Annotated in this window: 28 protein-coding genes and 1 pseudogene; 25 read left to right on the top strand and 4 right to left on the bottom strand. The window is 40.6% G+C overall.

What is annotated here, in order from left to right; all coding sequences use genetic code 11:
• The 13 genes and pseudogenes from infB to SORDD24_RS08480 all read left to right on the top strand — a co-directional run.
• Positions 1-1,878 (top strand): annotated as a pseudogene (infB, locus tag SORDD24_RS08540) (translation initiation factor IF-2); the annotation flags it as partial.
• 243 nt (positions 1,879-2,121) lie between these two features.
• Positions 2,122-2,472 carry a 30S ribosome-binding factor RbfA gene (rbfA, locus tag SORDD24_RS08535; RefSeq protein ID WP_020903129.1) on the top strand — a complete coding sequence of 117 codons (351 nt, stop codon included), beginning with the start codon at positions 2,122-2,124 and terminating at the stop codon, positions 2,470-2,472.
• 150 nt (positions 2,473-2,622) lie between these two features.
• Complete coding sequence (locus tag SORDD24_RS08530; protein ID WP_061409601.1) at positions 2,623-3,402, top strand: hypothetical protein; 780 nt, start codon at positions 2,623-2,625, stop codon at positions 3,400-3,402.
• A 1-nt stretch (position 3,403) separates the two neighbouring features.
• Positions 3,404-3,586 (top strand): hypothetical protein, encoded by a 183-nt coding sequence (locus tag SORDD24_RS08525; RefSeq protein WP_061409599.1) that lies wholly within the window; start codon positions 3,404-3,406, stop codon positions 3,584-3,586.
• Between the two features lie 108 nt (positions 3,587-3,694).
• A complete protein-coding gene (locus tag SORDD24_RS08520; RefSeq protein WP_061409597.1) occupies positions 3,695-3,928 on the top strand; it encodes a DUF1858 domain-containing protein in 234 nt (77 codons plus the stop codon).
• Positions 3,928-5,262, top strand: a complete 1,335-nt coding sequence (locus SORDD24_RS08515) for a DUF438 domain-containing protein (RefSeq protein WP_061409595.1) — start codon at positions 3,928-3,930, stop codon at positions 5,260-5,262. Before SORDD24_RS08520 ends, SORDD24_RS08515 begins: the two co-directional genes overlap by 1 nt.
• A 9-nt stretch (positions 5,263-5,271) precedes the next feature.
• Entirely contained in the window at positions 5,272-5,526 is a 255-nt protein-coding gene (locus tag SORDD24_RS08510; RefSeq protein WP_000119707.1) for a DUF1912 family protein, read from the top strand.
• A 97-nt stretch (positions 5,527-5,623) separates the two neighbouring features.
• Positions 5,624-6,019 carry a helix-hairpin-helix domain-containing protein gene (locus SORDD24_RS08505; protein ID WP_061409593.1) on the top strand — a complete coding sequence of 132 codons (396 nt, stop codon included), beginning with the start codon at positions 5,624-5,626 and terminating at the stop codon, positions 6,017-6,019.
• A 257-nt stretch (positions 6,020-6,276) separates the two neighbouring features.
• A complete protein-coding gene (locus tag SORDD24_RS08500) occupies positions 6,277-6,837 on the top strand; it encodes a GNAT family N-acetyltransferase (protein ID WP_061409591.1) in 561 nt (186 codons plus the stop codon).
• Positions 6,834-7,397 (top strand): hypothetical protein, encoded by a 564-nt coding sequence (locus SORDD24_RS08495; RefSeq protein WP_061409589.1) that lies wholly within the window; start codon positions 6,834-6,836, stop codon positions 7,395-7,397. The genes SORDD24_RS08500 and SORDD24_RS08495 overlap by 4 nt, the downstream gene beginning before the upstream one ends.
• A gap of 10 nt (positions 7,398-7,407) precedes the next feature.
• On the top strand, positions 7,408-7,803 hold the full coding sequence (locus SORDD24_RS08490; RefSeq protein ID WP_061409587.1) for a hypothetical protein: 396 nt from the start codon (positions 7,408-7,410) through the stop codon (positions 7,801-7,803).
• 12 nt (positions 7,804-7,815) lie between these two features.
• Positions 7,816-10,464 (top strand): valine--tRNA ligase, encoded by a 2,649-nt coding sequence (locus SORDD24_RS08485; RefSeq protein ID WP_061409585.1) that lies wholly within the window; start codon positions 7,816-7,818, stop codon positions 10,462-10,464.
• Between the two features lie 94 nt (positions 10,465-10,558).
• Positions 10,559-11,794: a DNA cytosine methyltransferase gene (locus tag SORDD24_RS08480; RefSeq protein ID WP_061409583.1), complete on the top strand. Its 1,236-nt coding sequence runs from the start codon at positions 10,559-10,561 to the stop codon at positions 11,792-11,794.
• Positions 11,795-11,848: 54 nt separating this feature from the next.
• On the opposite strand, the gene SORDD24_RS08475 is transcribed toward SORDD24_RS08480, so the two are convergent.
• Entirely contained in the window at positions 11,849-13,633 is a 1,785-nt protein-coding gene (locus tag SORDD24_RS08475) for an ATP-binding protein (RefSeq protein ID WP_061409581.1), read from the bottom strand.
• Between the two features lie 379 nt (positions 13,634-14,012).
• Between SORDD24_RS08475 and rpoE the strand changes: the two genes are divergently transcribed.
• The 11 genes from rpoE to SORDD24_RS08420 all read left to right on the top strand — a co-directional run bounded on the left by rpoE (position 14,013) and on the right by SORDD24_RS08420 (position 22,383).
• Positions 14,013-14,603, top strand: coding sequence for a DNA-directed RNA polymerase subunit delta (gene rpoE / locus SORDD24_RS08470; protein WP_000418407.1), 591 nt, complete (start codon positions 14,013-14,015; stop codon positions 14,601-14,603).
• 130 nt (positions 14,604-14,733) lie between these two features.
• A complete protein-coding gene (locus SORDD24_RS08465; protein WP_061409579.1) occupies positions 14,734-15,438 on the top strand; it encodes a B3/B4 domain-containing protein in 705 nt (234 codons plus the stop codon).
• A 60-nt stretch (positions 15,439-15,498) separates the two neighbouring features.
• Positions 15,499-16,770, top strand: a complete 1,272-nt coding sequence (locus SORDD24_RS08460; protein ID WP_061409577.1) for an N-acetylmuramoyl-L-alanine amidase family protein — start codon at positions 15,499-15,501, stop codon at positions 16,768-16,770.
• Between the two features lie 97 nt (positions 16,771-16,867).
• Positions 16,868-17,167 carry a DUF4651 domain-containing protein gene (locus SORDD24_RS08455; protein ID WP_002875970.1) on the top strand — a complete coding sequence of 100 codons (300 nt, stop codon included), beginning with the start codon at positions 16,868-16,870 and terminating at the stop codon, positions 17,165-17,167.
• Positions 17,164-17,481 carry a thioredoxin family protein gene (locus tag SORDD24_RS08450; RefSeq protein WP_061409575.1) on the top strand — a complete coding sequence of 106 codons (318 nt, stop codon included), beginning with the start codon at positions 17,164-17,166 and terminating at the stop codon, positions 17,479-17,481. The genes SORDD24_RS08455 and SORDD24_RS08450 overlap by 4 nt, the downstream gene beginning before the upstream one ends.
• 15 nt (positions 17,482-17,496) lie before the next feature.
• Positions 17,497-18,123 carry a YtpR family tRNA-binding protein gene (gene ytpR, locus SORDD24_RS08445; RefSeq protein ID WP_061409573.1) on the top strand — a complete coding sequence of 209 codons (627 nt, stop codon included), beginning with the start codon at positions 17,497-17,499 and terminating at the stop codon, positions 18,121-18,123.
• A 41-nt stretch (positions 18,124-18,164) separates the two neighbouring features.
• On the top strand, positions 18,165-18,926 hold the full coding sequence (locus SORDD24_RS08440; protein WP_061409572.1) for an SDR family NAD(P)-dependent oxidoreductase: 762 nt from the start codon (positions 18,165-18,167) through the stop codon (positions 18,924-18,926).
• Between the two features lie 76 nt (positions 18,927-19,002).
• Entirely contained in the window at positions 19,003-19,398 is a 396-nt protein-coding gene (locus SORDD24_RS08435; protein WP_061409570.1) for a single-stranded DNA-binding protein, read from the top strand.
• 155 nt (positions 19,399-19,553) lie between these two features.
• Positions 19,554-19,838 (top strand): co-chaperone GroES, encoded by a 285-nt coding sequence (gene groES / locus SORDD24_RS08430; RefSeq protein ID WP_061409568.1) that lies wholly within the window; start codon positions 19,554-19,556, stop codon positions 19,836-19,838.
• Positions 19,839-19,853: 15 nt separating this feature from the next.
• A complete protein-coding gene (gene groL, locus SORDD24_RS08425; protein WP_061409566.1) occupies positions 19,854-21,476 on the top strand; it encodes a chaperonin GroEL in 1,623 nt (540 codons plus the stop codon).
• A 139-nt stretch (positions 21,477-21,615) separates the two neighbouring features.
• Positions 21,616-22,383, top strand: a complete 768-nt coding sequence (locus SORDD24_RS08420) for an epoxyqueuosine reductase QueH (RefSeq protein WP_007522745.1) — start codon at positions 21,616-21,618, stop codon at positions 22,381-22,383.
• 69 nt (positions 22,384-22,452) lie between these two features.
• On the opposite strand, the gene SORDD24_RS08415 is transcribed toward SORDD24_RS08420, so the two are convergent.
• The 3 genes from SORDD24_RS08415 to SORDD24_RS08405 form a co-directional block, all read right to left on the bottom strand.
• Positions 22,453-22,986 (bottom strand): nucleoside tri-diphosphate phosphatase, encoded by a 534-nt coding sequence (locus SORDD24_RS08415; protein WP_000775318.1) that lies wholly within the window; start codon positions 22,984-22,986, stop codon positions 22,453-22,455.
• Between the two features lie 88 nt (positions 22,987-23,074).
• Entirely contained in the window at positions 23,075-23,851 is a 777-nt protein-coding gene (recX, locus tag SORDD24_RS08410) for a recombination regulator RecX (protein ID WP_061409564.1), read from the bottom strand.
• Positions 23,852-23,861: 10 nt separating this feature from the next.
• Positions 23,862-24,638, bottom strand: a complete 777-nt coding sequence (locus SORDD24_RS08405) for an aminoglycoside 3'-phosphotransferase (protein ID WP_061409562.1) — start codon at positions 24,636-24,638, stop codon at positions 23,862-23,864.
• Between the two features lie 55 nt (positions 24,639-24,693).
• Between SORDD24_RS08405 and rlmD the strand changes: the two genes are divergently transcribed.
• Positions 24,694-25,503: 23S rRNA (uracil(1939)-C(5))-methyltransferase RlmD (rlmD, locus tag SORDD24_RS08400; RefSeq protein WP_081103571.1), on the top strand; the 810-nt coding region annotated here is incomplete at its 3' end.

Here is a 25,503-nt window from a genome sequence, read left to right as displayed (position 1 = left end):
ATCAAGTGAGAAACAAAGAAATAGTAACTGGAATAACAACAAGAAAAATAAAAAGGGAACAAGCAAAACAACCGTAACCAGACTCCAAAACCTGTTACAGAGCGTAAGTTCCACGAATTGCCAACAGAATTTGAATATACAGATGGTATGACTGTTGCGGAAATCGCAAAACGTATCAAACGTGAACCAGCTGAAATCGTTAAGAAACTCTTTATGATGGGTGTTATGGCCACACAAAACCAATCTTTGGATGGTGACACCATTGAACTCCTATTGGTAGATTATGGTATTGAAGCCAAACAAAAGGTTGAAGTGGACAATGCGGACATCGAACGTTTCTTCGTTGAAGATGGTTATCTCAATGAAGATGAATTGGTTGAGCGTCCACCAGTTGTGACCATCATGGGGCACGTTGACCATGGTAAAACAACCCTTCTAGATACCCTTCGTAACTCTCGTGTTGCAACAGGAGAAGCAGGTGGGATTACTCAGCATATCGGTGCCTACCAAATCGTTGAAAACGGCAAGAAGATTACCTTCCTTGATACACCAGGACACGCGGCCTTTACATCGATGCGTGCGCGTGGTGCATCTGTTACCGATATTACCATCTTGGTTGTAGCGGCAGACGACGGGGTTATGCCTCAGACTATCGAAGCCATCAACCACTCAAAAGCAGCCAACGTTCCAATCATTGTAGCCATCAACAAGATTGATAAACCAGGTGCCAACCCAGAACGCGTTATCGGTGAATTGGCAGAGCATGGTGTTATGTCAACAGCTTGGGGTGGAGATTCTGAATTTGTCGAAATCTCAGCTAAGTTCAACCAAAACATCGATGAACTCTTGGAAACAGTCCTTCTTGTGGCTGAAATTCAAGAACTCAAGGCAGACCCAACAGTGCGTGCTATCGGTACGGTTATTGAAGCTCGTTTGGATAAAGGGAAAGGTGCGGTCGCAACCCTTCTTGTGCAACAAGGTACTCTGAATGTGCAAGACCCTATCGTTGTCGGAAATACCTTCGGTCGTGTACGTGCCATGACCAATGACCTTGGTCGTCGTGTTAAGGTTGCAGGTCCATCAACACCGGTTTCTATCACAGGTTTGAACGAAGCACCAATGGCGGGTGACCACTTTGCCGTTTACGAAGATGAAAAATCTGCGCGTGCAGCCGGTGAAGAACGTGCCAAACGTGCCCTTATGAAACAACGTCAAGCTACCCAACGTGTCAGCCTTGAAAACCTCTTCGATACACTCAAAGCTGGTGAGCTCAAGTCAGTCAACGTTATCATCAAGGCCGACGTACAAGGTTCGGTTGAAGCCCTTTCTGCCTCACTTCAAAAGATTGACGTAGAAGGTGTAAAAGTTACCATCGTTCACTCAGCGGTCGGTGCCATCAATGAATCTGACGTGACTCTTGCGGAAGCTTCAAATGCCTTTATCGTTGGTTTCAACGTACGTCCTACACCACAAGCTCGTCAACAAGCAGATGCTGACGATGTCGAAATCCGTCTCCACAGCATTATCTACAAGGTTATCGAAGAGATGGAAGAAGCCATGAAAGGGATGTTGGATCCTGAATTTGAAGAAAAAATCATCGGTGAAGCTCTTATCCGTGAAACCTTTAAGGTGTCTAAAGTGGGAACTATCGGTGGATTTATGGTTATCAACGGTAAGGTTACCCGTGACTCTAAAGTTCGTGTAATCCGTGACGGTGTTGTTATCTATGACGGTGAACTCGCAAGCTTGAAACACTACAAAGACGACGTGAAAGAAGTTACAAACGGTCGTGAAGGTGGATTGATGATTGAGGGCTACAATGATATCAAGATGGATGATGTGATTGAGGCCTATGTCATGGAAGAAATCAAACGTTAAGATTTTTGCTCCTTTCTTAGGTGGTGAGGGACGCAAGCAAACCGATGGTTTCATTGCTTATTTTTGAGCCTAGAGTCTCAAAAATCCCCTGTGATGGGACTGATAAATTAGTCCCATCACTTTCACCACAGCGAAAGAAGTGGACAAATTGAACTTCGTTTCAATTTGAGCTGAAAATCAATAAATTTAAAATAGCTAGGTCTGCTGGCCTAGCTTTTGGTCCAAAGTAGAGAAAGGAATATCATGGCAAATCATTTCCGTATGGATCGTGTGGGCATGGAAATCAAGCGTGAAGTCAATGAGATTTTGCAAAAGAAAGTCCGTGATCCGCGTGTCCAAGGTGTGACCATCACAGATGTTCAGATGCTAGGTGACTTGTCTGTTGCCAAGGTTTACTACACTATTTTGAGTAACCTTGCTTCGGATAACCAAAAAGCTCAAATCGGGCTTGAGAAAGCAACTGGTACCATCAAACGTGAACTTGGTCGCAATTTAAAATTGTACAAAATTCCAGATTTAACCTTCGTCAAAGACGAGTCCATCGAATATGGAAATAAGATTGACGAGATGCTACGCAATCTGGATAAGAACTAAGAAAGGGGGGCAACCCTCTTTTTTGTTGCCAGAGTAGGATAATTGCTATTTGACGATGTATCTATCTAATAAAAATCGGTTTAAAAAATTTGTAAATTTCAAATAGTATGATATGATAAAGCTTGATATAAATGAAAAACGGAGAGACATATGGCTAAACAAGATATAGCTATGCAAGTATTGCAACAAGTGGTAAAACTTCCCGTAGTCAAAGTTAATCGAGAGAAATTTTTAGTAGAAAAGTTTTCAAAGGAACTAGACCGTAAGGATATTGCAACCTTATTAGAACAAGGGCCGACTTCTTTGTTACCTCAGGAAAGTTTGGACCGAGTGGCAAAGGCCTGTATTAAGGACAATGTCTTGCTGGCCAGTGGAACTTCGGTTTTGGCAGGTCTACCTGGAGGCATAGCCATGGCAATCACCATTCCGACAGATGTAGCCCAATTTTACGCTTTCTCATTAAAACTAGCTCAGGAACTAGGGTATATTTACGGATTTGATGATTTATGGGCATCGCGCAATGAGTTAAGCGAGGAAGCTAAAAACACACTCCTACTGTATCTCGGTGTGATGCTGGGAGTAAATGGTGCAGGTGCCCTACTTCGATCAGGCGGTGTGACAGTAGCCAAGCAAGTCATAAAAGTAGTGAACAAGAAAGCTTTGACAAAGACGCTCTGGTATCCTATTTTAGAGAAAATTTTGAAAATTTTTGGTGTTAATCTGACAAAAGGAGGCTTAGCCAAAGGAATGGGGAAAGTGATTCCTATCCTAGGCGGAGTCATTTCAGGTGGCTTAACCTTTGGGACCATGAAGCCGATGGGAGAAAGATTGCAACAGGAATTGTCCAAACTAGTCAACTACAATGAAGTTCAATATCAAAAAGACGTTGATATTATCCGAAAAGAAGTCGAAATCATCGAAGGAGAGTAATATGGGCTTCATTAAAATTCTAGCCAAGACTTACGGGAATTACTTTTTTACGATGCAGGGTTTAAAAGTGATGAAAACAATGAAAAAAGATGACAATCTTGTTGTTGGTCTAGGAAAGTTATTTCTTGTAGATAAGTTAATGGATACGGCTCAATGGCTCGCAAAACCAGATGATAAGGAATAACTTGAAATGAAAGAAACTAGCAGGAACTCCGCTGCTAGTTTTTTAATCTCTTCCCATATGGTATAATATAAGCAGTAAAATCATTTTAAAACATACATGGAGGTCGTCATGGATAATATCATCGATGTGTCAATACCCGTTGCGGAAGTGGTAGACAAGCATCCAGAAGTTTTGGATATTTTAGTGGAGCTCGGTTTTAGACCACTTGCTAATCCCTTGATGCGCAATACAGTCGGTCGCAAAGTGTCGCTCAAGCAGGGTTCTAAGCTCGAAGGAACTCCTATGGACAAGATTGTTCGCACACTGGAAGCGAATGGCTACGAAGTGATTGGATTAGACTAATGGCAGATGAACGGATTCATATCCTACGGGATATTTTGTTAGAATTGCACAATGGCGCCTCTCCTGAGTCAGTTCAGGAGCGTTTTGATGCGACCTTTACGGGTGTCTCAGCTATCGAGATTTCCCTCATGGAGCATGAGCTGATGAACTCAGACTCAGGTGTCACCTTTGAAGATGTCATGGAGCTCTGCGATGTCCATGCCAATCTTTTTAAAAACGCTGTTAAGGGCGTCGAAGTGGAGGATACCGAACACCCTGGCCACCCAGTTCGCGTCTTCAAGGATGAAAATCTGGCCCTCCGTGCTGCCTTGATTCGCATTCGGAGGTTGTTAGATACCTATGAGTCTATGGAAGATGAGGAAATGCTGGCGGAGATGCGTAAGGGTTTGGTTCGTCAAATGGGGCTGTTGGGCCAATTTGATATCCACTACCAGCGTAAGGAAGAGCTCTTCTTTCCCATCATGGAGCGCTATGGACACGATTCCCCTCCAAAAGTTATGTTGGGAGTGGATGACCAGATCAGAGAACTCTTTCAGACAGCTCTAGCGACAGCCAAAGCACTACCAAAAGTTCCAATTAGCACAGTAAAAGAAGATTTTGAAGCTTTTGCGACAGAGTTTGAAAGTATGATTTTCAAGGAAGAGTCCATCCTCCTCATGATTCTCCTTGAGTCTTTCACCCAGGATGATTGGCTTCAGATTGCGGAGGAGAGTGATGCTTATGGTTATGCCATCATCCGTCCGTCTGAGAAATGGATGCCAGAACGTCAGAGTTTCGTTGAGGAAAATAGCTCAGAGGAGCCCGTACAACTAGACACGGCAGAAGGTCAAGTTCAGCAAGTTATCGATACGCCTGAAGGTCAGTTTACCATTACATTTACCCCTAAGGAAAAGGAAGCAGTGCTGGACCGTCATAGTCAACAGGCTTTTGGCAATGGTTATCTCTCCGTCGAGCAGGCCAACCTCATCCTCAATCACCTCCCCATGGAGATTACCTTTGTCAATAAAGACGATATTTTCCAGTATTACAATGACAATGCGCCAGCTGATGAGATGATTTTCAAACGGACGCCGTCCCAAGTCGGGCGCAATGTTGAACTCTGTCATCCGCCTAAGTACCTAGACAAGGTCAAGACCATCATGAAGGGACTTCGTGAGGGAACCAAGGACAAGTATGAGATGTGGTTCAAGTCGGAGTCGCGAGGCAAGTTTGTCCACATCACCTATGCTGCGGTACACGATGAGAACGGGGAATTTCAAGGTGTGCTGGAGTATGTTCAGGATATTCAGCCCTACCGTGAGATTGATACGGACTATTTCCGTGGATTAGAATAAGGAGAAGCAATGAGTTACGAACAAGAATTTATGAAGGAATTTGAGGCCTGGGTCAATACCCAGATTATGATCAACGATATGGCGCACAAGGAAAGTCAAAAGGTCTACGAGGAAGACCAAGACGAGCGTGCCAAAGATGCCATGATTCGCTACGAAAGCCGCTTGGATGCTTATCAGTTCTTGCTTGGTAAGTTTGAAAATTTCAAGGCAGGCAAGGGATTCCATGATTTGCCAGAGGGCTTGTTTGGTGAGCGAAACTATTAAAATGAATATCCTATCTTGATTTTTCGCCGAAATCTTGATAAAATATCATTATTAAATCCTTGTCAGAGCAGGGATTTTTTATTGAAAGGATTTTATCATGTCAAAGAAACTCCAACGTAAAAAACAATTAAGAAACAGCCTTCGCCGTTCAGGTGCATTTTCAACTACAGTGACCAAGGTTGTAGAAGAAACAAAAAAAGTTGTGAAACATGCAGAAAAATCTGCTAGCGAAGCAGGAAAAGTTGTCTCTAAAAAAGTGGAACAAGCAGTAGAAGCGACTAAAGAGCAAGCTCAAAAAGTAGCCAATTCAGTAGAAGATTTCGCAGCTACTTTGGGTGGCCTTTCAGTAGATCGTGCTAAGACTTTCTATGATGAAGGCATCAAGTCGGCTGCTGACTTCAAAAACTGGACTGAAAAAGAACTCCTTACCTTGAAAGGAATCGGACCAGCTACAATTAAGAAATTAAAAGAACACGGAATCAGCTTCAAGTAATCTTTCTTGAACCTTGCATTTCCGAGAAAAACTTGCTACAATAGAGCCATTAGAGGTGTTTTGAATCCCACATTTTACAGAAAGTGGCGGTGCTGAGAGGTCCACAAATGTGTCAAAACTGGTTGCTGATGGATGAAAAATTGAAATAAACAAAGATGCGGGCTTGGCCCGAAATTGGGTGGTACCGCGGATAAACACATTCGTCCCTGTCATGTAGATGGCAGGGGCGATTTTTTTGTAGAAAGCGAGGTAGAAGGATGACAAGAGCAACATTACCAGAACGAATAGAGACCGAGCGTCTGGTCTTGCGAGTCCGAACAGTGGCTGATGCCGAGGATATCCATGCCTACGCTAGTCTCCCAGAGGTCGCTTATCCAGCAGCATTTCACCCCGTCAATACCTTGGAAGATGAGATTTATTATCTGGAGCATATTCTTCCTGAGCGGAATCAAAAGGAAAATCTCCCAGCAGGATACGGCATTGTGGTCAAAGGGACTGATACAATAATCGGCTCTGTTGATTTCAATCATCGCCACGAAGACGATGTGCTAGAACTTGGCTATACCTTGCACCCAGACTATTGGGGACGTGGTTATGTGCCAGAAGCGGCGCGTGCCTTGATTGACCTAGGTTTTAAGGATTTGGGGCTTCACAAGATTGAACTGACCTGCTTTGGCTATAACCTTCAAAGTCAACGAGTCGCAGAGAAACTTGGCTTTACCCTTGAAGCTCGCATAAGAGACCGCAAAGATGCCCAAGGCAATCGCTGTGACGGTCTCATATATGGCTTGCTGAGGAGTGAGTGGGAGGAAAAATGATTAGGAATAGGTTTAGTATTATATTTAACGTTCTTGTAGATTTTTTAGATGCGCTTAGAAATAGTATTCTGACTTTATTGTTCAGTCTTTCGTTAGCGGGAGGATTAAGTATAGAATTGTCTATATTGCTGAGGAAATTAAATTTAAAAGAGATAGTTGCTTTACTATCGAACTTACCATTTAACAGTGTAGAATTGAGTCTTATGCTGGGTTCACCTATACTACTAATTGTGACTCTTTTAAAACTTCCTAGGATAAAAAAGAGATTCAAAGTTTCTATAATTAGTTTATCTATGATTCTAGTAGTATTTGCAGTCTATATAATTTTTTATTTTAAAAATATAGGACAATTTAAAGTAGATATAAGTATTTGGTTGTCTTTAATATTATTTTATCTAAGTTTTAATATTATTTATATTGTGATTGAGCTATTATTATATTTGTATAAACGGATGTATGGCTGGCTAATAGATACGAATACTACTGTCGAACCAGCAAAACTAACCTTAATATGGACAATCATAGCATTTATATTAGGATTATTTATTTCAAAGAAATGAGGTGTTCTTTATGAATAGAAATGATTTTGAGGAAAATGTGTCAAACCTCTGGCTATTTATTTTTCTTTTGGCATTCGAAGTAGGAATGATTATTTGGACTTGGTTATTTAAAAGTAGCGATTTGGTAAAAAAAATAACAAATGATGACAGTCTAAATACAATTTCAAGAGCTTTTAAAATAATTCAATTAGATGGCTATTATCCTCATTTATTTTTGGGAGTAATTTGGATTTTTATTTTATTGGGATTAGTGTTATATTCTTTTAAACAGAAAAAATATATAGGAATAATTGTTTATATATTATACATTATTGTTTTTTGGCTTGTTTTTTGGGATCCGATTTTGACCTCATTTTTAATAATTGGATCGCTAGGCACAGCTGCAATATATTCATCTAATAATTAAAGGAGAACTAAAATGACAGAACTTTCACCTAAATACAATCCAGCTGAGGTTGAGGCTGGTCGCTACCAAAAATGGCTTGATGCCGATGTTTTCAAGCCTTCAGGCGATCAAAAGGCTAAGCCTTATTCAATCGTTATTCCACCACCAAACGTAACTGGGAAACTCCACCTTGGTCACGCTTGGGATACGACTTTGCAGGATATCATCATCCGTCAAAAACGGATGCAAGGTTTCGACACACTCTGGCTTCCAGGGATGGACCACGCTGGGATTGCGACTCAGGCTAAGGTTGAGGAGCGCTTGCGTGGTGAGGGCATTAGTCGTTACGATCTCGGTCGTGAAAAATTCCTAGAGAAAGTCTGGGAATGGAAAGACGAATATGCCACTACCATTAAGGAACAATGGGGCAAGATGGGTCTCTCTGTAGACTACTCCCGCGAGCGTTTCACCCTTGACGAAGGCTTGTCAAAAGCTGTCCGCAAGGTCTTTGTGGACCTTTACAAGAAAGGCTGGATCTACCGCGGTGAGTTTATCATCAACTGGGACCCAGCTGCTCGCACAGCCCTTTCTGATATCGAAGTGATCCACAAGGACGTAGAAGGTGCTTTCTACCACATGAACTACATGCTAGAAGACGGCTCACGCGCCCTTGAAGTGGCGACCACTCGTCCTGAGACCATGTTTGGGGACGTTGCGGTTGCGGTCAATCCAGAAGACCCACGTTACAAGGACTTGATCGGTAAAAATGTTATCCTTCCAATCGCTAATAAACTCATCCCAATCGTTGGGGATGAACACGCAGATCCTGAGTTTGGTACTGGTGTCGTGAAAATCACGCCTGCCCACGATCCAAACGACTTTTTGGTTGGTCAACGCCACAACTTGCCACAAGTCAACGTTATGAACGACGACGGAACTATGAACGACTTGGCCTTCGAATTTGCAGGTATGGACCGTTTTGAAGCCCGTAAGGCAGTCGTTGCTAAATTGGAAGAAATCGGTGCCCTTGTTAAAATCGAAAAACGTGTCCACAGTGTTGGTCACTCAGAGCGTACAGGTGTCGTGGTTGAACCACGCTTGTCTACGCAATGGTTCGTTAAGATGGACCAATTGGCGAAAAACGCCATTGCCAACCAAGACACAGAGGACAAGGTTGAATTTTATCCTCCACGCTTCAATGACACCTTCCTCCAATGGATGGAAAATGTTCACGACTGGGTTATCTCACGTCAGCTCTGGTGGGGACACCAAATCCCTGCTTGGTACAATGCTGAGGGAGAAATGTACGTCGGCGAAGAAGCTCCAGAAGGTGACGGATGGACTCAGGACGAAGACGTTTTGGATACTTGGTTCAGTTCTGCCCTCTGGCCATTCTCAACTATGGGCTGGCCTGATGTGGACTCAGAAGACTTCAAACGCTACTTCCCAACTTCAACCTTGGTAACAGGTTACGATATCATCTTCTTCTGGGTATCTCGTATGATCTTCCAATCCTTGGAATTTACTGGTCGTCAGCCATTCCAAAACGTGCTTATCCACGGTCTCATCCGTGACGAGCAAGGACGCAAGATGTCTAAATCTCTCGGAAACGGGATTGACCCAATGGATGTCATCGAGAAATACGGTGCCGATGCCCTTCGTTGGTTCCTGTCAAACGGTTCTGCGCCAGGACAAGACGTCCGCTTCTCTTACGAGAAAATGGACGCTGCTTGGAACTTCATTAACAAGATCTGGAACATCTCTCGCTACATCCTCATGAACAATGAAGGTTTGACCCTTGAGCAAGCAACTGCCAATGTGGAAAAAGTGGTTAACAAGAAAGCTGGAAATGTCACAGACCGCTGGATTCTCCACAACCTCAATGAAACCATCGGAAAAGCAACTGCCAACTTTGACAAGTTTGAGTTTGGTGTAGCTGGACACATCCTTTACAACTTCATCTGGGATGAGTTTGCGGACTGGTACGTTGAGTTGACCAAGGAAGTCCTTTATAGCGATAACGAAGAAGAGAAAGTCATCACACGTTCTGTTCTCCTTTACACTTTGGACAAGATCCTTCGTCTCCTTCACCCAATCATGCCATTCGTGACAGAGGAAATCTTTGGACAAATCTCAGAAGGCTCTATCGTTACAGCAGAATACCCAACTGTTAACCCAGCCTTTGAAGACCTTGCGGCCCACACAGGTGTCGAAAGCCTCAAAGACTTGATTCGTGCCGTTCGGAATGCGCGTGCGGAAGTAAACGTAGCACCAAGCAAGCCTATCACGATTCTTGTTAAGACTAGCGATAGCGACTTGGAAGCCTTCTTTAACAGCAATGTCAACTACATCAAACGCTTCACAAATCCAGAACACCTGGAAATCGCTTCAATCATCCCTACACCTGAACTCGCAATGTCAAGTGTTATCACTGGAGCAGAAATTTACCTGCCACTCGCAGACCTCCTCAATGTCGAAGAAGAACTAGCTCGCCTCGACAAGGAACTCGCTAAATGGCAAAAAGAACTGGACATGGTCGGTAAGAAGCTCTCTAACGAACGCTTCGTAGCCAATGCCAAACCAGAAGTCGTCCAAAAAAAACGCGACAAACAAGCCGACTACCAAGCCAAGTACGACGCGACTGTTGCACGTATTGATGAGATGAAGAAACTCGTGAAATAAACTATAAACCTCGGCAATTTGCTGAGGTTTTTGGTATAATAGATAACAGTGTGTATTTTATGTAATATATTTTTATTTTTTAAAAGGCTTAATCATGATTAATATAATAGATTTATTTAGCGGTGCAGGTGGATTAACTGAGGGATTCAGAAATCAGCAATATAAAATATTGGGACACGTAGAGAAAGAAAAAGCAGCTTGTGAAACTTTAAAACTTAGGGAAGTATATTATTATTTAAAGGAAAAAAATAAATTAGGACTTTATAATGACTTTTTAAATAGTAAGACTAGTATAGAGGATTTGTTGAAACATGTACCTCAAGAAAAATTGAATAAAATTCTTAACTTTGAAATTAGTCAAGAAAATATTCACAGTATTTTTAGTTTTTTTGATAATTTAGGGGAAAACGTTGATGGAATTATAGGAGGTCCTCCATGCCAAGCTTATTCAACCATTGGAAGAGCTAGAAATGCTAGTAAAAAGTCTTCAGATGAAAGAATTTATTTATATAAATTTTATATACATTTTTTAAACAAGTATCAACCCCAATTTTTTATTTTTGAAAATGTAAAAGGATTATTGAGTTTTAGAGATGCTGATGATGAGTTTTTATTGCCTAGAATGAAAAAAGAATTTGAAGAGGCCGGCTATTCTTTAGGTTATGAAGTTTTAAATACTAAAAACTATGGTGTTCCACAATCAAGAGAAAGACTTATTATCTTTGGAGTGATGAACAGGAAAAAAGAACTTATTCAGGAATTCTTTAAAAATCTTAAAAAATATGAAGAAAATGAGGTGGATGTTAAAACAGCTTTTCAGGGATTACCTAGTTTAAAGGCGGGAGAAGTAAACAATTCTTATACAAATTTATCAAATGATTATGTTGAACAAAATTTTTTACAGGATTCTAAAACGCCATTAACTCAAAATATTGCAAGACCAAATAATAGCAACGACTTAGCAATTTATAAAATTGTAGCAGAAGCTAAGAAAAATGGTAAAAATATTAAATACAGTGAACTTGACTCAAAGCTAAAAACCCATAAACATACGGATAAATTTTTGGACAGATTCAAAGCTCTTTCATGGAATTCTCCATCACATACAGTAGTTGCACATATTTCAAAAGATGGTCATCATTATATTCATCCAGATACAAAACAAAATAGATCAATTACTGTGAGAGAGGCAGCTAGATTACAGGGATTTCCGGATAATTACTATTTTTTAGATTCTAGAACCAGTGCTTTTACACAAATTGGTAATGCAGTTCCTCCAATTTTTAGTAAAAAGATGGCTGATGCGATTTTAACATTGGAATTTAAATAAAAATCAACATATGTTCATCATTATTTAGAAATTGAACATATGTTGATTTTTTAGTTACAAAAGATCGAACGCAGCAAGAAGTTGAGGAGCTACAGCATTCCAGATTGTTTTTAAGGTATCAAATTGAGGGAAATTATGAGCATCATGCATTAATGTGTTTAAATGCTCCGTTGCTTTTATACTTGAAAATTCGTCAATTAGGCTTTGAACTCTATTTGGGGCTATTTTCCCTTTTCTAGAAAGCAGTCGAATCATAGTTTCATACTTAACCTTAAATGAGAGAGGATCAACTTGATTTTCAGCAGTCAGATTTTTTGGAGTGTTATTTATTCTGATTAAGTCATCATTACTTGCTTCCTCCCAGTAGCGTTTCAATAATACAGTTGTTGTACTTTCAATCATTGCACGTAGTAGTAGGCCTTGGGTTAGAATGAATCGATTAATATCTTTATCTTCTGCTGCTTCTATCATCTCCTCTCTTAGCCTTCGGATTTTAGTACCAATATTTTGTGGAACTCTAAAATTAGCTGGGACTAGTTCTTTATACACACTGTGATCCTTTTTATATGAGGTAGTTGATTTTATTGCAGAATCTAAAATATTTTGTTTTGTTTTTTCTGGGACATCAACATCATCATTTTCTAATGCTTTGCTAATTTTATTGATGCTTTCTTTGTCTTCGGTTGATAATGTGGTTTCTGCTAAAGAAGGAGTTTTTTGAATATTTTCTTGTGCTTTTTTCTCTTTTGCTTCGGAACGTCGCTTTTTCCATTCTCTTTGAATAATTCCTATTAGTTTGTTAAGATTTTCTTTGATTTCTATTAATTCGTCATCAGCTTCCCATCTAATAGATTGTCTATCTGTTGAAATAAAATCTTTTTTATTATCATCATCAAGAAAATCAATATTAAAGTAACCGGCTGCATAACTATAGAAATTATCATTTGCTCTATCTTGAAATTGTGTAACAGATTGTTCACTCGCTAGCTTTCCTCTAGACAGTACTGAAAACCCACGTTGATTGGCCTGTAAAGGTGTTTTCTTGGTGCAAATAATCCCGTTTATATGATACTCTTTAAGGTTATGAATGACTATTTGAGATTGTTTATTTGTAAGAGTTTCAAAATCATCTGGAAAAGAAAAAGTAAACTCAATTTCGTCTTTCTTAGGTCGTATACTATTGATAAATACCTCTTCATCTAATTCCTTAATAGTACCGTCATCGCTTGCTAAAGTTACTAAAAAATCTGTACGGGAATACTTGTTAAATCTTTTAGAAAGGCTATCATATAATGTATCGATTTTAGTCAGATTTTTTAAAGTAATGTCTTTAATGGTTATTTTTGTACCATTTGGTTCGTCGGTTTGAACATTATAATGGATTGTTTTTGGATGATAGGTATTATTTGATGAGCCCTGTATGTCATTATAATTCAATTCAAAAGAGTTTAGTTTCTTATTTTGAATGCTATCAATAATAATTGTATTAGCAATACCAAATAAAGCTAGTTTTCCAAGTCCTTTTTTTCCTGTAACTTTTCTGCCGTTTTTCGATAGTCCGGTTTCATTTTTTTTATCATTTATTTTATCTGTCAATCGTCTATTTCTAGCAATGGTCAAAAAATTTTCATTCAGCTCTTGTGCTGACATACCATTGCCGTCGTCTGATACGGTTATTATTTTTTCTCGATAATTAATATGAATTTTAACATTATGGCTATCAGCATCCCAAGAATTGCTGATGAGTTCGGCAATTGCCTGTGGTAACTGTTTATATAATCCAATACCTAGATGTTGAATCGTTGCAGCATGGTAGTTAAGTGTAAATTCTTCAGACATATCGGACTCCTGTGTTTAATATTTTGTTAAATATAGTATATCATATTTTAAAAGTAAAATATCGTTAATACTGGTCATTCATTTTGATTCAAATCTATTTTGTATTGGATTCATAATAGTAGTTTGACAACACGGTAAGTGCTGCTGCAACAACATTTATTATTTTTTTTGACATAAGCTACCTCCAAGTAATATTGTAACAAATATTTTTTAATTTACCATGTGATAAAATCAATTGATTTTTACTTAATAAATCATAGATAAATCTATTTTAACCTTTGACTATTCCGCAAAATTATCGTACAATAAAGAGTACATGATAAAATGAGGTCAGAGTCTGTCTGCTCTGGCGATAGTAGTAAAAATGAGGAGAAACGCTTTGGAATTAGAAGTATTTGCTGGGCAAGAAAAAAGTGAACTATCTATGATTGAGGTAGCGCGTGCTATCTTGGAACTTCGTGGTCGCGATCATGAGATGCATTTTAGCGATCTTGTAAACGAAATTCAAAACTACCTTGGAACATCAAACAGCGATATCCGCGAAGCCTTGCCTTTGTTCTACACAGAATTGAACTTTGACGGTAGCTTCATCTCACTTGGAGACAACAAATGGGGTCTTCGTTCATGGTATGGTGTAGACGAAATCGACGAAGAAATCATCGCTCTTGAAGAAAATGACGACGATGAAGTAGCACCAAAAGCTAAGAAAAAACGTGTCAATGCCTTTATGGATGGCGATTCAGATGCTATTGACTACAATGCAGATGATCCAGAAGACGAAGATGCATACGAAGCAGATCCAGCTCTTTCATACGATGATGAAAATCCTGATGATGAGAAAAATGAAGTGGAAGCTTATGATGCGGAAATCAACGAAATCGCCCCTGATGACTTGGGTGAAGACGTGGATCTCAACGAAGAAGACGACGAGTTTTCAGACGATGACGCTGAAACGAGTGAAGAAGAGTAAAATGCCTTTAAAAGGAGATCGCTGGATCTCCTTTTTTCTTACTCCTTTGGTGATTTATTTGAAAGAACCTCTGAGAAGGAGTATAATAGAAGTGGGTTAACATACATTTATTAAGGGAGGAGATCTGCCTATGAAGTTTCATTTAGATAAGAGTCTGTGTGACCTAGGGATTAAGGGCGTTGTGATTGGTATAGCAAAAAATGTTAATCCCCAAGCTGATTTGTCCTCCTCCTTCCTAAAAAAGAAAAAGGAAATGGAGCGATGGGCGTTAGAGTGTGATGTGGAGGAAATTCAAGAATCTTCTGTTGTTCAAGGCTATACCAAATTGCTCCAGCGAGTCGGGCGTAGCGTCAAGAAGAATCCGCCAACGGTTGTCGCCCTTATTCGTAATATCCAGCATCGTGGTTCCCTCCCTCACATCAATAGCATCATTGATATCTACAATGTGGAGGCCCTCCATTCTTTGCTGGCGATTGGTGGGCATGACTTAGATAAGATTGGGGAGCAGATAGAGTTTTCTGTCAGCCAAAAAGAGGATGTTTTCCTGCCAATCTTATCAACTGAAAAACATGTATCCAAGACGGATTATGTCTATCGTGACGAAAATGGTGTCCTAGCTTGGCTAGATGTTCGCGATAGTGAACACTACAAATTTGATGAGGACACGAAAAATGCTATCTTCATCATCCAAGGTAATGACAATACCTCGGTAGAAATGCGTTTAGAAGCTTTGGAACGCATAAAGCAGGATTTGATAGAGTGTATGCCCAATGCAGAGTTTGAAAAGATAATTGTCACGTTTGAAGAAGGTCATACAGTAGTTCAGAGCATGTAATGGGTTTCAAATGGCAAGTTGCCTTTCTTATATTTTAATGTCAGTCAGGAGGATTGTGACATGAGACATAAAGTAAAAAAGTTGACCTTATTAGTTTTATCAGTTGCAGGTTTAGCTTTGCTGGCTTTACCTCAAGCGGGTCAAGCGTTTGAACTGAAAGAGGTTTGGCCTATTAAGGGTGGTATTATCTATGAAAATGGCAAGGTAGCTCGCTTTAATAATGGTCATGAAGTAGATATTCAGGTCTTAGATTTGCCAAAAACTGAAAAAATCGAATGGACGGTCAGTCTAAACGGTCAGGATCAAACGATAAATTTCCTAGGTGAAGAAAAGGAAAAATCCATGGTCGGTGAGGAAGGACGTTACTTGAATTTCTACGTTCCTTATGGCTATCGTGGAGATATCAAGGTGGAGGCCAAGAGTGGAGATGAAGTCAAGACTTGGTCTACCAAAGTAATGGACGATATTTATCACGGAGGAAAGAGTAGTTATTATCGCCTTGAGGAGGAAAAAGACCAGTACACTTATTTAGATACCAAGTGGGATTATAAAACAAAGACTTATACAGCAACCTTGCCTGATACTTCCAAGGGTAAGAAGGTCGTAGCATGGAGAGGAAGTCAATATGATAGTGTGAAGCTTGAGAAACCCGGAGAAATAACTCGACCATACAGCGGAACTAGTTTGCTTCGTTTTTATCCAATTTTTGAAACTGAAGGCTGGTTCAAATCAGACTCAATCTGGTATTATCAAAAACAAGGGGAACTGATTTCTAACGATTGGGTATACTACCAAGGAAATTGGTATTTCATGGATGGTGCTGGCGGTATGGAACATGACGGTTGGATGTGCAGAGAAGATATTTGGTACTATTTCAAGGGATCCGGAGCTATGGCTAGTCAAGAGTGGATTTATGATCAAGGTAAGTGGTATTTTGTCAACTCTTCAGGTGCCATGTTAAGTCAAGAGTGGTTCCGTTACGGTGACGATTGGTATTACTTCAAAGGCTCAGGCGCTATGGCCAGCCAAGAATGGGTTTATGTCCAAGGTAAATGGTATTATTTGGCAGACTCAGGGAAGATGAAAAAGAGTACTTGGGTTTATGACAGGGATGCTTGGTATTACTTGACTGATTCAGGTGCACTGTTGAGAGATGACTGGCTCTACTATGGTGATACTTGGTACTATGTTAAAGGCTCAGGAGCTATGGCGAGTAACGAATGGATTCAAGTCCAAGGCAAGTGGTACTATTTAGACTCATCTGGTAAAATGCTTCGTAATACCTACACACCTGATGGCTATTATGTTGGCAGTTCAGGTGCTTGGCAATAAGAATTGAGAAGTCCTTTTCCTCTTACTAAGGGAAGGGACTTTTTACTTGCCCTGATACGTGTTTCCTCATTTGTCCTAAACCCCTTTTTGTGTTACAATGAATGGTATGAAAGCTAAGAAATTATGGATGACTGGCTTGACTGTGGCTGGTCTAAGTGCCCTCGCTTTGGGTGCCAAAAAAGCAGCAGATAACCACAAACTCATGAAGACTCAAGAAGAGTTGACCGCTATCGTGCGCGAACTTTTCTCAGATATGGGTGAGATTGCGACTCTCTATGTTCAAGTTTACGAAAGTAGTCTAGAGCGACTCGTCGGAGGAGTCATTTTCGAGGATGGTCGTCACTATACTTTTGTCTATGAAAATGAAGACCTAGTCTATGAGGAGGAAGTCTTATGATACAACCAGCAAGTTTAGAAGAATTGGCATCTTTAGTAGAAAAAGATGGCAAGAAAGTCTTTCTTTTTGTGGCAGACTGGTGTGGCGATTGTCGTTATATCTATCCATCCTTGCCAGAGATTGAGGAGACTAATCCAGAGTACACCTTTATTCGAGTGGACCGAGACCAGTATCTGGATCTGGCCAAACTTTGGGATGTTTACGGGATTCCTAGCCTTGTTGTGCTAGAAAAGGACAAGGAAATCGGCCGATTTGTCAATCGCGACCGTAAAAGCAAGGAACAAATTAATGACTTTTTAGCAGGACTGAAATAGGAGAAAAAGGAAACAATGATTTTTACATATAACAAAGAACATGTTGGCGATGTCCTTATGGTCATCGTGAAAAACAGCGGAGATTCCAAACTGGACGTGGAGCGTAAAGGCAAGGTAGTCCGTGTGTTCCTCAAAGAAACTGGGGAAACAGTGGCTTGGAATATTTTCGAAGTTTCAAGTTTGTTTGAAATTGCAGAGCGAGGTCAAGTCTTTTTGACAGATGAGCAAGTAGAACGTTTGAACCAAGAATTGCATGCGGAAGGCTTTGTGGAAGAAATTGTCAATGATAAAGAACCTAAGTTTGTTGTCGGTGAAATTGTCGACATGGCAGCTCATCCAGATAGTGACCACCTCAATATCTGCCAAGTTGCAGTCGCAAGTGACAAGACAGTGCAAATCGTTGCAGGGGCTCCTAATGCGCGTGTCGGTTTGAAAACTATTGTAGCTCTTCCGGGAGCTATGATGCCAAAAGGCAATCTCATTTTTCCAGGCGAGCTTCGTGGTGAAAAGAGTTTTGGCATGATGTGTAGCCCTCGTGAACTTGCCTTGCCAAATGCTCCGCAAAAACGTGGGGCTATTGAATTGTCAGAAGACCAAGTTGTTGGAACTCCATTCGACCCAGCTAAGCACTGGACTGCCTAAGAAGTTGTCAGTATCTGATAGACCAGATAGAAAGAAATAAGATGGTAAAAAATGTTGTGATTACAGGAGCGACTTCAGGAATCGGTGAAGCGATTGCGCGTGCTTATCTGGATCAGGGTGAGAATGTCGTCCTAACAGGGCGACGGACAGACAGACTAGAAGCTCTCAAGTCGGAGTTTGCAGCAACTTTTCCAAATCAAACAGTTTGGACTTTTCCTCTGGATGTGACGGATATGACCATGGTAAAGACTGTTTGTTCCGATATTCTAGAAACGATAGGGCAGATTGATATCTTGATCAATAACGCCGGACTGGCTCTTGGCTTGGCTCCCTATCAAGACTATGAAGAGTTGGATATGTTGACCATGCTAGATACCAATGTCAAAGGTTTGATGGCAGTCACTCGCTCTTTCTTGCCAGCAATGGCAAAAGCCAATCAAGGACATATCATCAACATGGGGTCAACTGCAGGAATCTATGCCTATGCGGGTGCAGCAGTTTATTCAGCCACCAAGGCAGCAGTTAAGACTTTTTCAGATGGGCTTCGAATTGATACGATCGCAACGGACATCAAGGTGACAACTATTCAACCGGGGATTGTCGAAACAGATTTTTCTACAGTACGTTTTCATGGTGACAAAGAGCGAGCTGCGTCCGTTTATCAGGGAATCGAAGCCTTGCAGGCACAAGACATCGCAGAAACAGTTGTCTTTGTGACCAGTCAACCCCGTCGTGTGCAGATTACAGACATGACTATTATGGCCAATCAACAAGCGACTGGATTTATGGTTCATAAAAAGTAAAAAACTTCCTCGAAAAGTTACAAATTTCTGTAACTTTTTTTGATTTCCTGCGAATAGATAAGTAGGAGGATGAAAAATGTATAATAAAGTTATCATGATTGGGCGCTTGACGTCTACACCAGAATTGCACAAAACCAACAATGACAAGTCAGTGGCGCGCGCAACTATTGCTGTGAATCGTCGTTACAAAGACCAAAATGGAGAACGCGAAGCCGACTTTGTCAATCTTGTTCTTTGGGGGAAATTGGCTGAAACTTTGGCAAGCTACGCAACCAAAGGCAGTCTCATTTCGGTTGATGGGGAGTTACGTACCCGTCGCTTTGAGAAAAATGGTAAGACAAATTATGTGACTGAAGTTCTTGCCACAGGATTCCAACTTTTGGAAAGCCGCGCCCAACGTGCCATGCGTGAAAATAATGCCGGACAGGATTTGGCAGACTTGGTTTTGGAAGAGGAGGAATTGCCATTTTAAGCATTGAAAAGTCTGAGTTGGTCTCAGGCTTTTTATCTTGCCAAAGTCAGACTTTTTTCTTGACTATTTCTGACCAAGTGATACAATAGAACTATGATTTAGCACTCAGATATAAAGAGTGCTAATAATATGTATTTCATCATGGAGGAAAGCAAATGTTGAAACCATTAGGAGACCGTGTGGTCTTGAAAGTCGAAGAAAAAGAACAAACTGTTGGAGGTTTTGTCCTCGCAGGCTCAGCCCAAGAAAAAACCAAAACAGCCCAAGTTATAGCTACAGGACAAGGTGTTCGTACCTTGAGCGGTGAGTTAGTCGCTCCAAGTGTAAAAGCTGGAGATCATGTTTTAATTGAAGCTCATGCGGGTATTGATGTTAAAGATGGGGATGAAAAATACCTCATCGTGGGTGAAGCTAGTATCTTAGCAATCGTTGAAGAATAATAGGAGAAAGTAAGTATGGCAAAAGACATTAAATTTTCATCAGACGCTCGTTCAGCTATGGTTCGTGGCGTTGATATTCTAGCAGATACTGTTAAAGTAACTTTGGGACCTAAAGGTCGTAACGTTGTGTTGGAAAAATCATTCGGTTCACCGCTCATCACCAACGACGGGGTGACTATTGCCAAAGAAATCGAGTTGGAAGACCATTTTGAAAATATGGGTGCCAAGTTGGTATCAGAAGTCGCTTCAAAAACCAATGATATCGCAGGTGACGGAACGACAACTGCAACTGTCTTGACTCAAGCTATCGTCCGCGAAGGAATCAAAAACGTTACTGCTGGTGCCAATCCAATCGGTATTCGTCGTGGAATTGAAGTAGCAGTTGCTGCTGCAGTAGAAGCCTTGAAAAACAATGCCATCCCTGTTGCCAATAAAGAAGCCATCGCTCAGGTTGCCTCTGTATCTTCTCGTTCTGAAAAAGTCGGCGAATACATCTCTGAAGCCATGGAAAAAGTTGGTAAAGACGGTGTTATCACCATTGAAGAGTCACGTGGGATGGAAACAGAACTTGAAGTCGTAGAAGGAATGCAGTTTGATCGCGGTTACCTTTCACAGTACATGGTGACAGATAGCGAAAAGATGGTGGCTGACCTTGAAAATCCATACATCTTGATTACAGACAAGAAGATTTCCAATATCCAAGAAATCTTGCCACTCCTAGAAAGCATTCTCCAAAGCAATCGTCCGCTCTTGATTATTGCAGATGATGTAGATGGCGAAGCTCTTCCAACCCTTGTTTTGAACAAGATTCGTGGAACCTTCAACGTGGTAGCAGTTAAGGCACCTGGCTTTGGTGACCGTCGTAAAGCCATGCTGGAAGATATCGCTATCTTGACAGGTGGAACTGTCATCACAGAAGACCTTGGTCTTGAGTTGAAAGACGCGACGATTGAGGCGCTTGGTCAAGCTGCTAGAGTGACTGTGGACAAAGACAGCACGATTATCGTAGAAGGTGCTGGTAATCCTGAAGCCATTTCCCACCGTGTTGCTGTTATCAAGTCACAAATCGAAACCACAACTTCTGAATTCGACCGTGAAAAACTCCAAGAACGCTTGGCTAAATTGTCAGGTGGTGTCGCAGTCATCAAGGTCGGTGCAGCAACTGAAACTGAGTTGAAGGAAATGAAACTTCGTATCGAAGATGCCCTTAACGCTACTCGTGCAGCTGTTGAAGAAGGAATCGTTGCTGGTGGTGGAACTGCTCTTGCCAATGTCATTCCAGCCGTTGCTGATTTGGAATTGACAGGTGATGAAGCAACAGGACGCAATATTGTTCTCCGTGCCTTGGAAGAACCTGTTCGTCAAATTGCCCACAATGCAGGATTTGAAGGGTCTATCGTTATCGATCGCTTGAAGAATGCTGAGCTTGGTACAGGTTTCAACGCAGCAACTGGTGAGTGGGTTAATATGATTGAAGAAGGAATCATCGACCCAGTTAAGGTTAGCCGTTCTGCCCTTCAAAATGCAGCATCTGTAGCTAGCTTGATCTTGACTACAGAAGCAGTCGTAGCCAATAAACCTGAACCAGTAGCACCTGCTCCAGCCATGGATCCAAGCATGATGGGCGGAATGATGTAAGCTGTTTATACTAAACAATTCATAAGAAACACAAAAGGAGGGTATGAGCATCCCTCCTTTTATCGCTTCCTTTTTATAAAATAGATTTGAGCTGGTTGGTGATATATGGTAAAATAACTAATAGTAAAAGGAGAAGAACATGATTGATGTAGAAGAAATTCTGAGCAAGATGAATCCCAATCAGAAGATTAATTATGACCGTGTTATGCAGAAAATGGTTCAGGTTTGGGAAAAGAATGAGGAACGGCCAACTATTCTCATGCATGTTTGCTGTGCTCCTTGTAGTACCTACACCCTAGAGTATCTGACCAAGTACGCTGATGTGACCATATATTTCGCCAATTCCAATATCCATCCCAAGGCAGAATACCACAAGCGGGCTTACGTTACAAAAAAATTTGTCAGTGATTTCAATGAGCGAACAGGTAATACGGTTCAGTATCTAGAAGCTCCCTACGAACCAAATGAATACCGGAAGTTAGTCAGAGGACTGGAAGAAGAACCCGAAGGTGGCGACCGTTGCAAGGTTTGCTTTGATTACCGTTTGGACAAAACAGCGCAAGTGGCTATGGACTTGGGCTTTGACTACTTTGGTTCAGCTTTGACCATCAGTCCTCATAAGAATTCTCAAACCATCAACAGCATCGGAATCGATGTGCAAAAGATTTATACCACCCACTATCTTCCAAGTGATTTCAAGAAAAATCAAGGCTACAAGCGTTCGGTAGAGATGTGTGAGGAGTATGATATCTATCGTCAATGTTATTGTGGATGCGTCTATGCAGCTCAAGCTCAGAACATTGATCTTGTTCAGGTTAAGAAGGATGCTACAGCTTTTTTGCTGGATAAGGATGTTGAAAAAGACTATTCTCATATCAAGTTTACTGTCACTAAATTAGATATATAGCAATTAACCCAGCTTCCAGGCTGGGTTTTTCAAATAAAAAACCAGGGCTCTCACCCCGGTTTGACAACTTTACCGATTCTTTAGTTCTATGTAGCGTTTGTACCAAATGTTGACATAGGCCTCTGAGAAAGGACCGCGTCCATTGTTGATCCAATCAACAAGGATTTTAACATGCTCTTTCAAAATATAGTCTAAATCATCAGAATACTTCATCTTGCGTTTATGGCGCTCATACTCTTCAACGTCCAAGAGACGCTTTTCACCATCAGTGAAGACCTTGACATCCAAATCGTAATCAATGTATTTCAGGGCTTCCTCATCTAGATAGTAGGGGCTGGCCATATTGCAATAGTAGGAAATCCCATTATCGCGAATCATAGCAATGATATTAAACCAATATTTTTTGTGAAAGTAAACAATAGCCGGTTCTCGAGTCACCCAACGACGACCGTCACTTTCGGTAACAAGTGTGTGGTCGTTGACGCCAATAATAGCGTTCTCTGTTGTTTTTAGTACCATGGTGTCCCGCCAAGTACGGTGAAGACTCCCATCATGCTTATAACTTTGAATTGTAATAAAGTCGCCTTCTTTTGGAAGTTTCATAACTAACCAACTTTCTACAATTTATAAGTTTATCGTTTACTATTATATCATAAATCGGTCTAATTTTTTTGAATTTTACACGAAAATATTAAAGATATTCTCTGAGAGCGCTCGCTATATCCGAAAAATCATAGCCTTTTCGAGCTAAAACTTGGGTTAAACGTTGTTTAAGTTCGTATCCTTCATACTTTCTAGCATACTTAGCATATTGTTTGTCTAGCTCTTTAAAAATGAGTTCCTGAGTCGTTTCTTGGTCGACTTGGCTGTCCAAGTCATCAAAAGCACTTTTAGCATCAGCATAGGAGAAGCCCTTGTTTGTCAAGTTTTGGATAATCTTATCCTGCAATGCACGAGCAGGGAGTTTTCCAGTGTATTTTTTAAGCAGTTTCTCAGCTACACGTTGAGCAACTTCTGTATAGTCAAAATCCTTTAGAACACCTTCAATAGTTGATTTAGCAACTCCTTTTTGAGTTAGTTTTTGAGTTAGTAAATAGGGTCCTTTATCTCCAGAAAGTTGATTGGCATTTATGATGGAATAAGCATACTGATGGTCATTAATCCAATTTTCCTCCTTGAGGGCTTGAATGACTTGTGGGATGGTTTTTTCATCAATCTCATATTTAACTAAATAGTCTCTGACTTCTTTTTCAGTACGGGCCTTGAAGGATAGATGGTAGAGAGCAAGATTTTTACCATAAGAAAACTGGGAAAAATCCTGAATCTCGGTCAGTTCCTCTTTGCTAATGACCTTATCTCGTGACAGTATAAAACGGACAATGGTATCTTCAGTGATATACGAGGTTTGCTGATGATCTAGCTCCATCAGGTAGAGGCGTTTTTTCTTTTCAAGTTTTGTGATTTTCATGGTTTACCTTTTATCCAAATGATTCAAAGGCAGCAACGAGTCGAAGTTTGTTTGTATCGACCTCTTCTCTGCCGTAATAGTCAAGAAACAGTTCAGCGTATTTAGGGTTATCTAGGTTATAGTTTAGAGACCAAACTGCCCAAAAGAGATCGATATGACGATCACTAAAATCAGCCAAACCTAGATCAATAAAGCAAGAGAAACGGCTAGCATCTTTTAGAATAAAGTTTGGTAGACAGGCATCACCGTGAATAAAGGCATCAGTCTTTAAAAGGTGTCCTTGTTCTTGGATGAGTTGGAAGGCCTCTTCGCGACTATTAATCTGAAATTGGGGTAGGAGGGCCTTGGCATAGAACTCGCCTTTTTTATAGTTTTTCAAAGCTCTATCTTTATAGGTTTGTAAATGATTTTCTGATGGAAAAATGTGTGGGTGTAAGTTGTGAAGTTTTTTAAGGGCATGTGCCATGGTTCGGCAGATTGTTTCTGGCTGATCCAGAAAGGCAAGGGCATCTTTGCCAGGCGCTTCTTTTGTTAAAAGGTAGTCTTTATCTGTAGATAAGTAGTCGATAACTGGAGTTCCCAGTCCTTTAGTTTCAAACCACCTTGCAATGGCAGCTTCTCGCTCTAATCTTCTCTTATGATCAATTTTCAAATAGTAACCTGAATCAAGATAGAGAACCGTTGCGCCTGAATGAGAAGAGCTGTCAGAAAGGGTTGCTCCCTCTATATAAGTTCGTAATTGCTCAGGAAAATCCAATGGGGAAAAATGAGATGTCTTTGTATTCATGGTTTTATTGTAACATATTCTTAACCATTGAGAAACTACGTGGTATAATAGACTTATGAATCTAAAAGTCAAACAAAAAATTCCATTAAAAATTAAGCGTATGGGCATTAATGGTGAGGGAATCGGTTTCTACCAGAAAACCCTCGTTTTTGTGCCAGGCGCCCTCAAGGGAGAAGACATCTATTGTCAGATTACTTCTATTAAACGTAACTTTGTAGAAGCAAAATTACTCAAAGTTAATAAAAAGTCCAAATTCAGAGTAGTACCAGCCTGTACCATTTATAACGAATGTGGAGGATGTCAAATTATGCATCTCCACTATGATAAACAATTAGAGTTTAAAACGGATTTGCTCCACCAAGCCTTGAAAAAATTTGCTCCTGCAGGATATGAAAACTATGAAATCCGTCCAACTATCGGAATGCAGGAACCAAAGTACTACCGTGCTAAGTTGCAATTTCAGACTCGAAAATTCAACAATCAGGTCAAGGCGGGTTTGTATGCGCAAAATTCTCATTACCTTGTCGAGTTGAAAGACTGCTTGGTGCAAGATAAGGAAACCCAGACGATTGCAAATCGCTTAGCTGAACTTCTTACTTACCATCAAATCCCCATCACCGATGAGAGAAAAACGCTAGGTGTTCGCACCATCATGGTACGTCGAGCGAGAAAAACTGGACAAGTCCAGATTATCATTGTCACAAATCGCCAGCTTAATTTAAGTCAACTAGTCAAAGACCTCGTCAAGGATTTTCCAGAGGTTGTGACGGTTGCAGTCAATACAAATACAGCAAAAACAAGTGAAATCTATGGAGAAAAGACAGAAATTATCTGGGGCCAAGAGAGTATTCAAGAAGGAGTACTC

This window comes from Streptococcus oralis (genome assembly GCF_001579175.1).
Taxonomy (GTDB): domain Bacteria; phylum Bacillota; class Bacilli; order Lactobacillales; family Streptococcaceae; genus Streptococcus; species Streptococcus oralis_O.
This window is presented reverse-complemented; position numbering and strand designations above follow the sequence as displayed.

Coding starts and splice junctions, on each gene's coding strand:
- rbfA (WP_020903129.1), top strand. CDS start 2,122: ATGGCAAATCATTTCCGTATGGATCGTGTGGGCATGGAAATCAAGCGT.
- SORDD24_RS08530 (WP_061409601.1), top strand. CDS start 2,623: ATGGCTAAACAAGATATAGCTATGCAAGTATTGCAACAAGTGGTAAAA.
- SORDD24_RS08525 (WP_061409599.1), top strand. CDS start 3,404: ATGGGCTTCATTAAAATTCTAGCCAAGACTTACGGGAATTACTTTTTT.
- SORDD24_RS08520 (WP_061409597.1), top strand. CDS start 3,695: ATGGATAATATCATCGATGTGTCAATACCCGTTGCGGAAGTGGTAGAC.
- SORDD24_RS08515 (WP_061409595.1), top strand. CDS start 3,928: ATGGCAGATGAACGGATTCATATCCTACGGGATATTTTGTTAGAATTG.
- SORDD24_RS08510 (WP_000119707.1), top strand. CDS start 5,272: ATGAGTTACGAACAAGAATTTATGAAGGAATTTGAGGCCTGGGTCAAT.
- SORDD24_RS08505 (WP_061409593.1), top strand. CDS start 5,624: ATGTCAAAGAAACTCCAACGTAAAAAACAATTAAGAAACAGCCTTCGC.
- SORDD24_RS08500 (WP_061409591.1), top strand. CDS start 6,277: ATGACAAGAGCAACATTACCAGAACGAATAGAGACCGAGCGTCTGGTC.
- SORDD24_RS08495 (WP_061409589.1), top strand. CDS start 6,834: ATGATTAGGAATAGGTTTAGTATTATATTTAACGTTCTTGTAGATTTT.
- SORDD24_RS08490 (WP_061409587.1), top strand. CDS start 7,408: ATGAATAGAAATGATTTTGAGGAAAATGTGTCAAACCTCTGGCTATTT.
- SORDD24_RS08485 (WP_061409585.1), top strand. CDS start 7,816: ATGACAGAACTTTCACCTAAATACAATCCAGCTGAGGTTGAGGCTGGT.
- SORDD24_RS08480 (WP_061409583.1), top strand. CDS start 10,559: ATGATTAATATAATAGATTTATTTAGCGGTGCAGGTGGATTAACTGAG.
- SORDD24_RS08475 (WP_061409581.1), bottom strand. CDS start 13,633: ATGTCTGAAGAATTTACACTTAACTACCATGCTGCAACGATTCAACAT.
- SORDD24_RS08465 (WP_061409579.1), top strand. CDS start 14,734: ATGAAGTTTCATTTAGATAAGAGTCTGTGTGACCTAGGGATTAAGGGC.
- SORDD24_RS08460 (WP_061409577.1), top strand. CDS start 15,499: ATGAGACATAAAGTAAAAAAGTTGACCTTATTAGTTTTATCAGTTGCA.
- SORDD24_RS08455 (WP_002875970.1), top strand. CDS start 16,868: ATGAATGGTATGAAAGCTAAGAAATTATGGATGACTGGCTTGACTGTG.
- SORDD24_RS08450 (WP_061409575.1), top strand. CDS start 17,164: ATGATACAACCAGCAAGTTTAGAAGAATTGGCATCTTTAGTAGAAAAA.
- ytpR (WP_061409573.1), top strand. CDS start 17,497: ATGATTTTTACATATAACAAAGAACATGTTGGCGATGTCCTTATGGTC.
- SORDD24_RS08440 (WP_061409572.1), top strand. CDS start 18,165: ATGGTAAAAAATGTTGTGATTACAGGAGCGACTTCAGGAATCGGTGAA.
- SORDD24_RS08435 (WP_061409570.1), top strand. CDS start 19,003: ATGTATAATAAAGTTATCATGATTGGGCGCTTGACGTCTACACCAGAA.
- groES (WP_061409568.1), top strand. CDS start 19,554: ATGTTGAAACCATTAGGAGACCGTGTGGTCTTGAAAGTCGAAGAAAAA.
- groL (WP_061409566.1), top strand. CDS start 19,854: ATGGCAAAAGACATTAAATTTTCATCAGACGCTCGTTCAGCTATGGTT.
- SORDD24_RS08420 (WP_007522745.1), top strand. CDS start 21,616: ATGATTGATGTAGAAGAAATTCTGAGCAAGATGAATCCCAATCAGAAG.
- SORDD24_RS08415 (WP_000775318.1), bottom strand. CDS start 22,986: ATGAAACTTCCAAAAGAAGGCGACTTTATTACAATTCAAAGTTATAAG.
- recX (WP_061409564.1), bottom strand. CDS start 23,851: ATGAAAATCACAAAACTTGAAAAGAAAAAACGCCTCTACCTGATGGAG.
- SORDD24_RS08405 (WP_061409562.1), bottom strand. CDS start 24,638: ATGAATACAAAGACATCTCATTTTTCCCCATTGGATTTTCCTGAGCAA.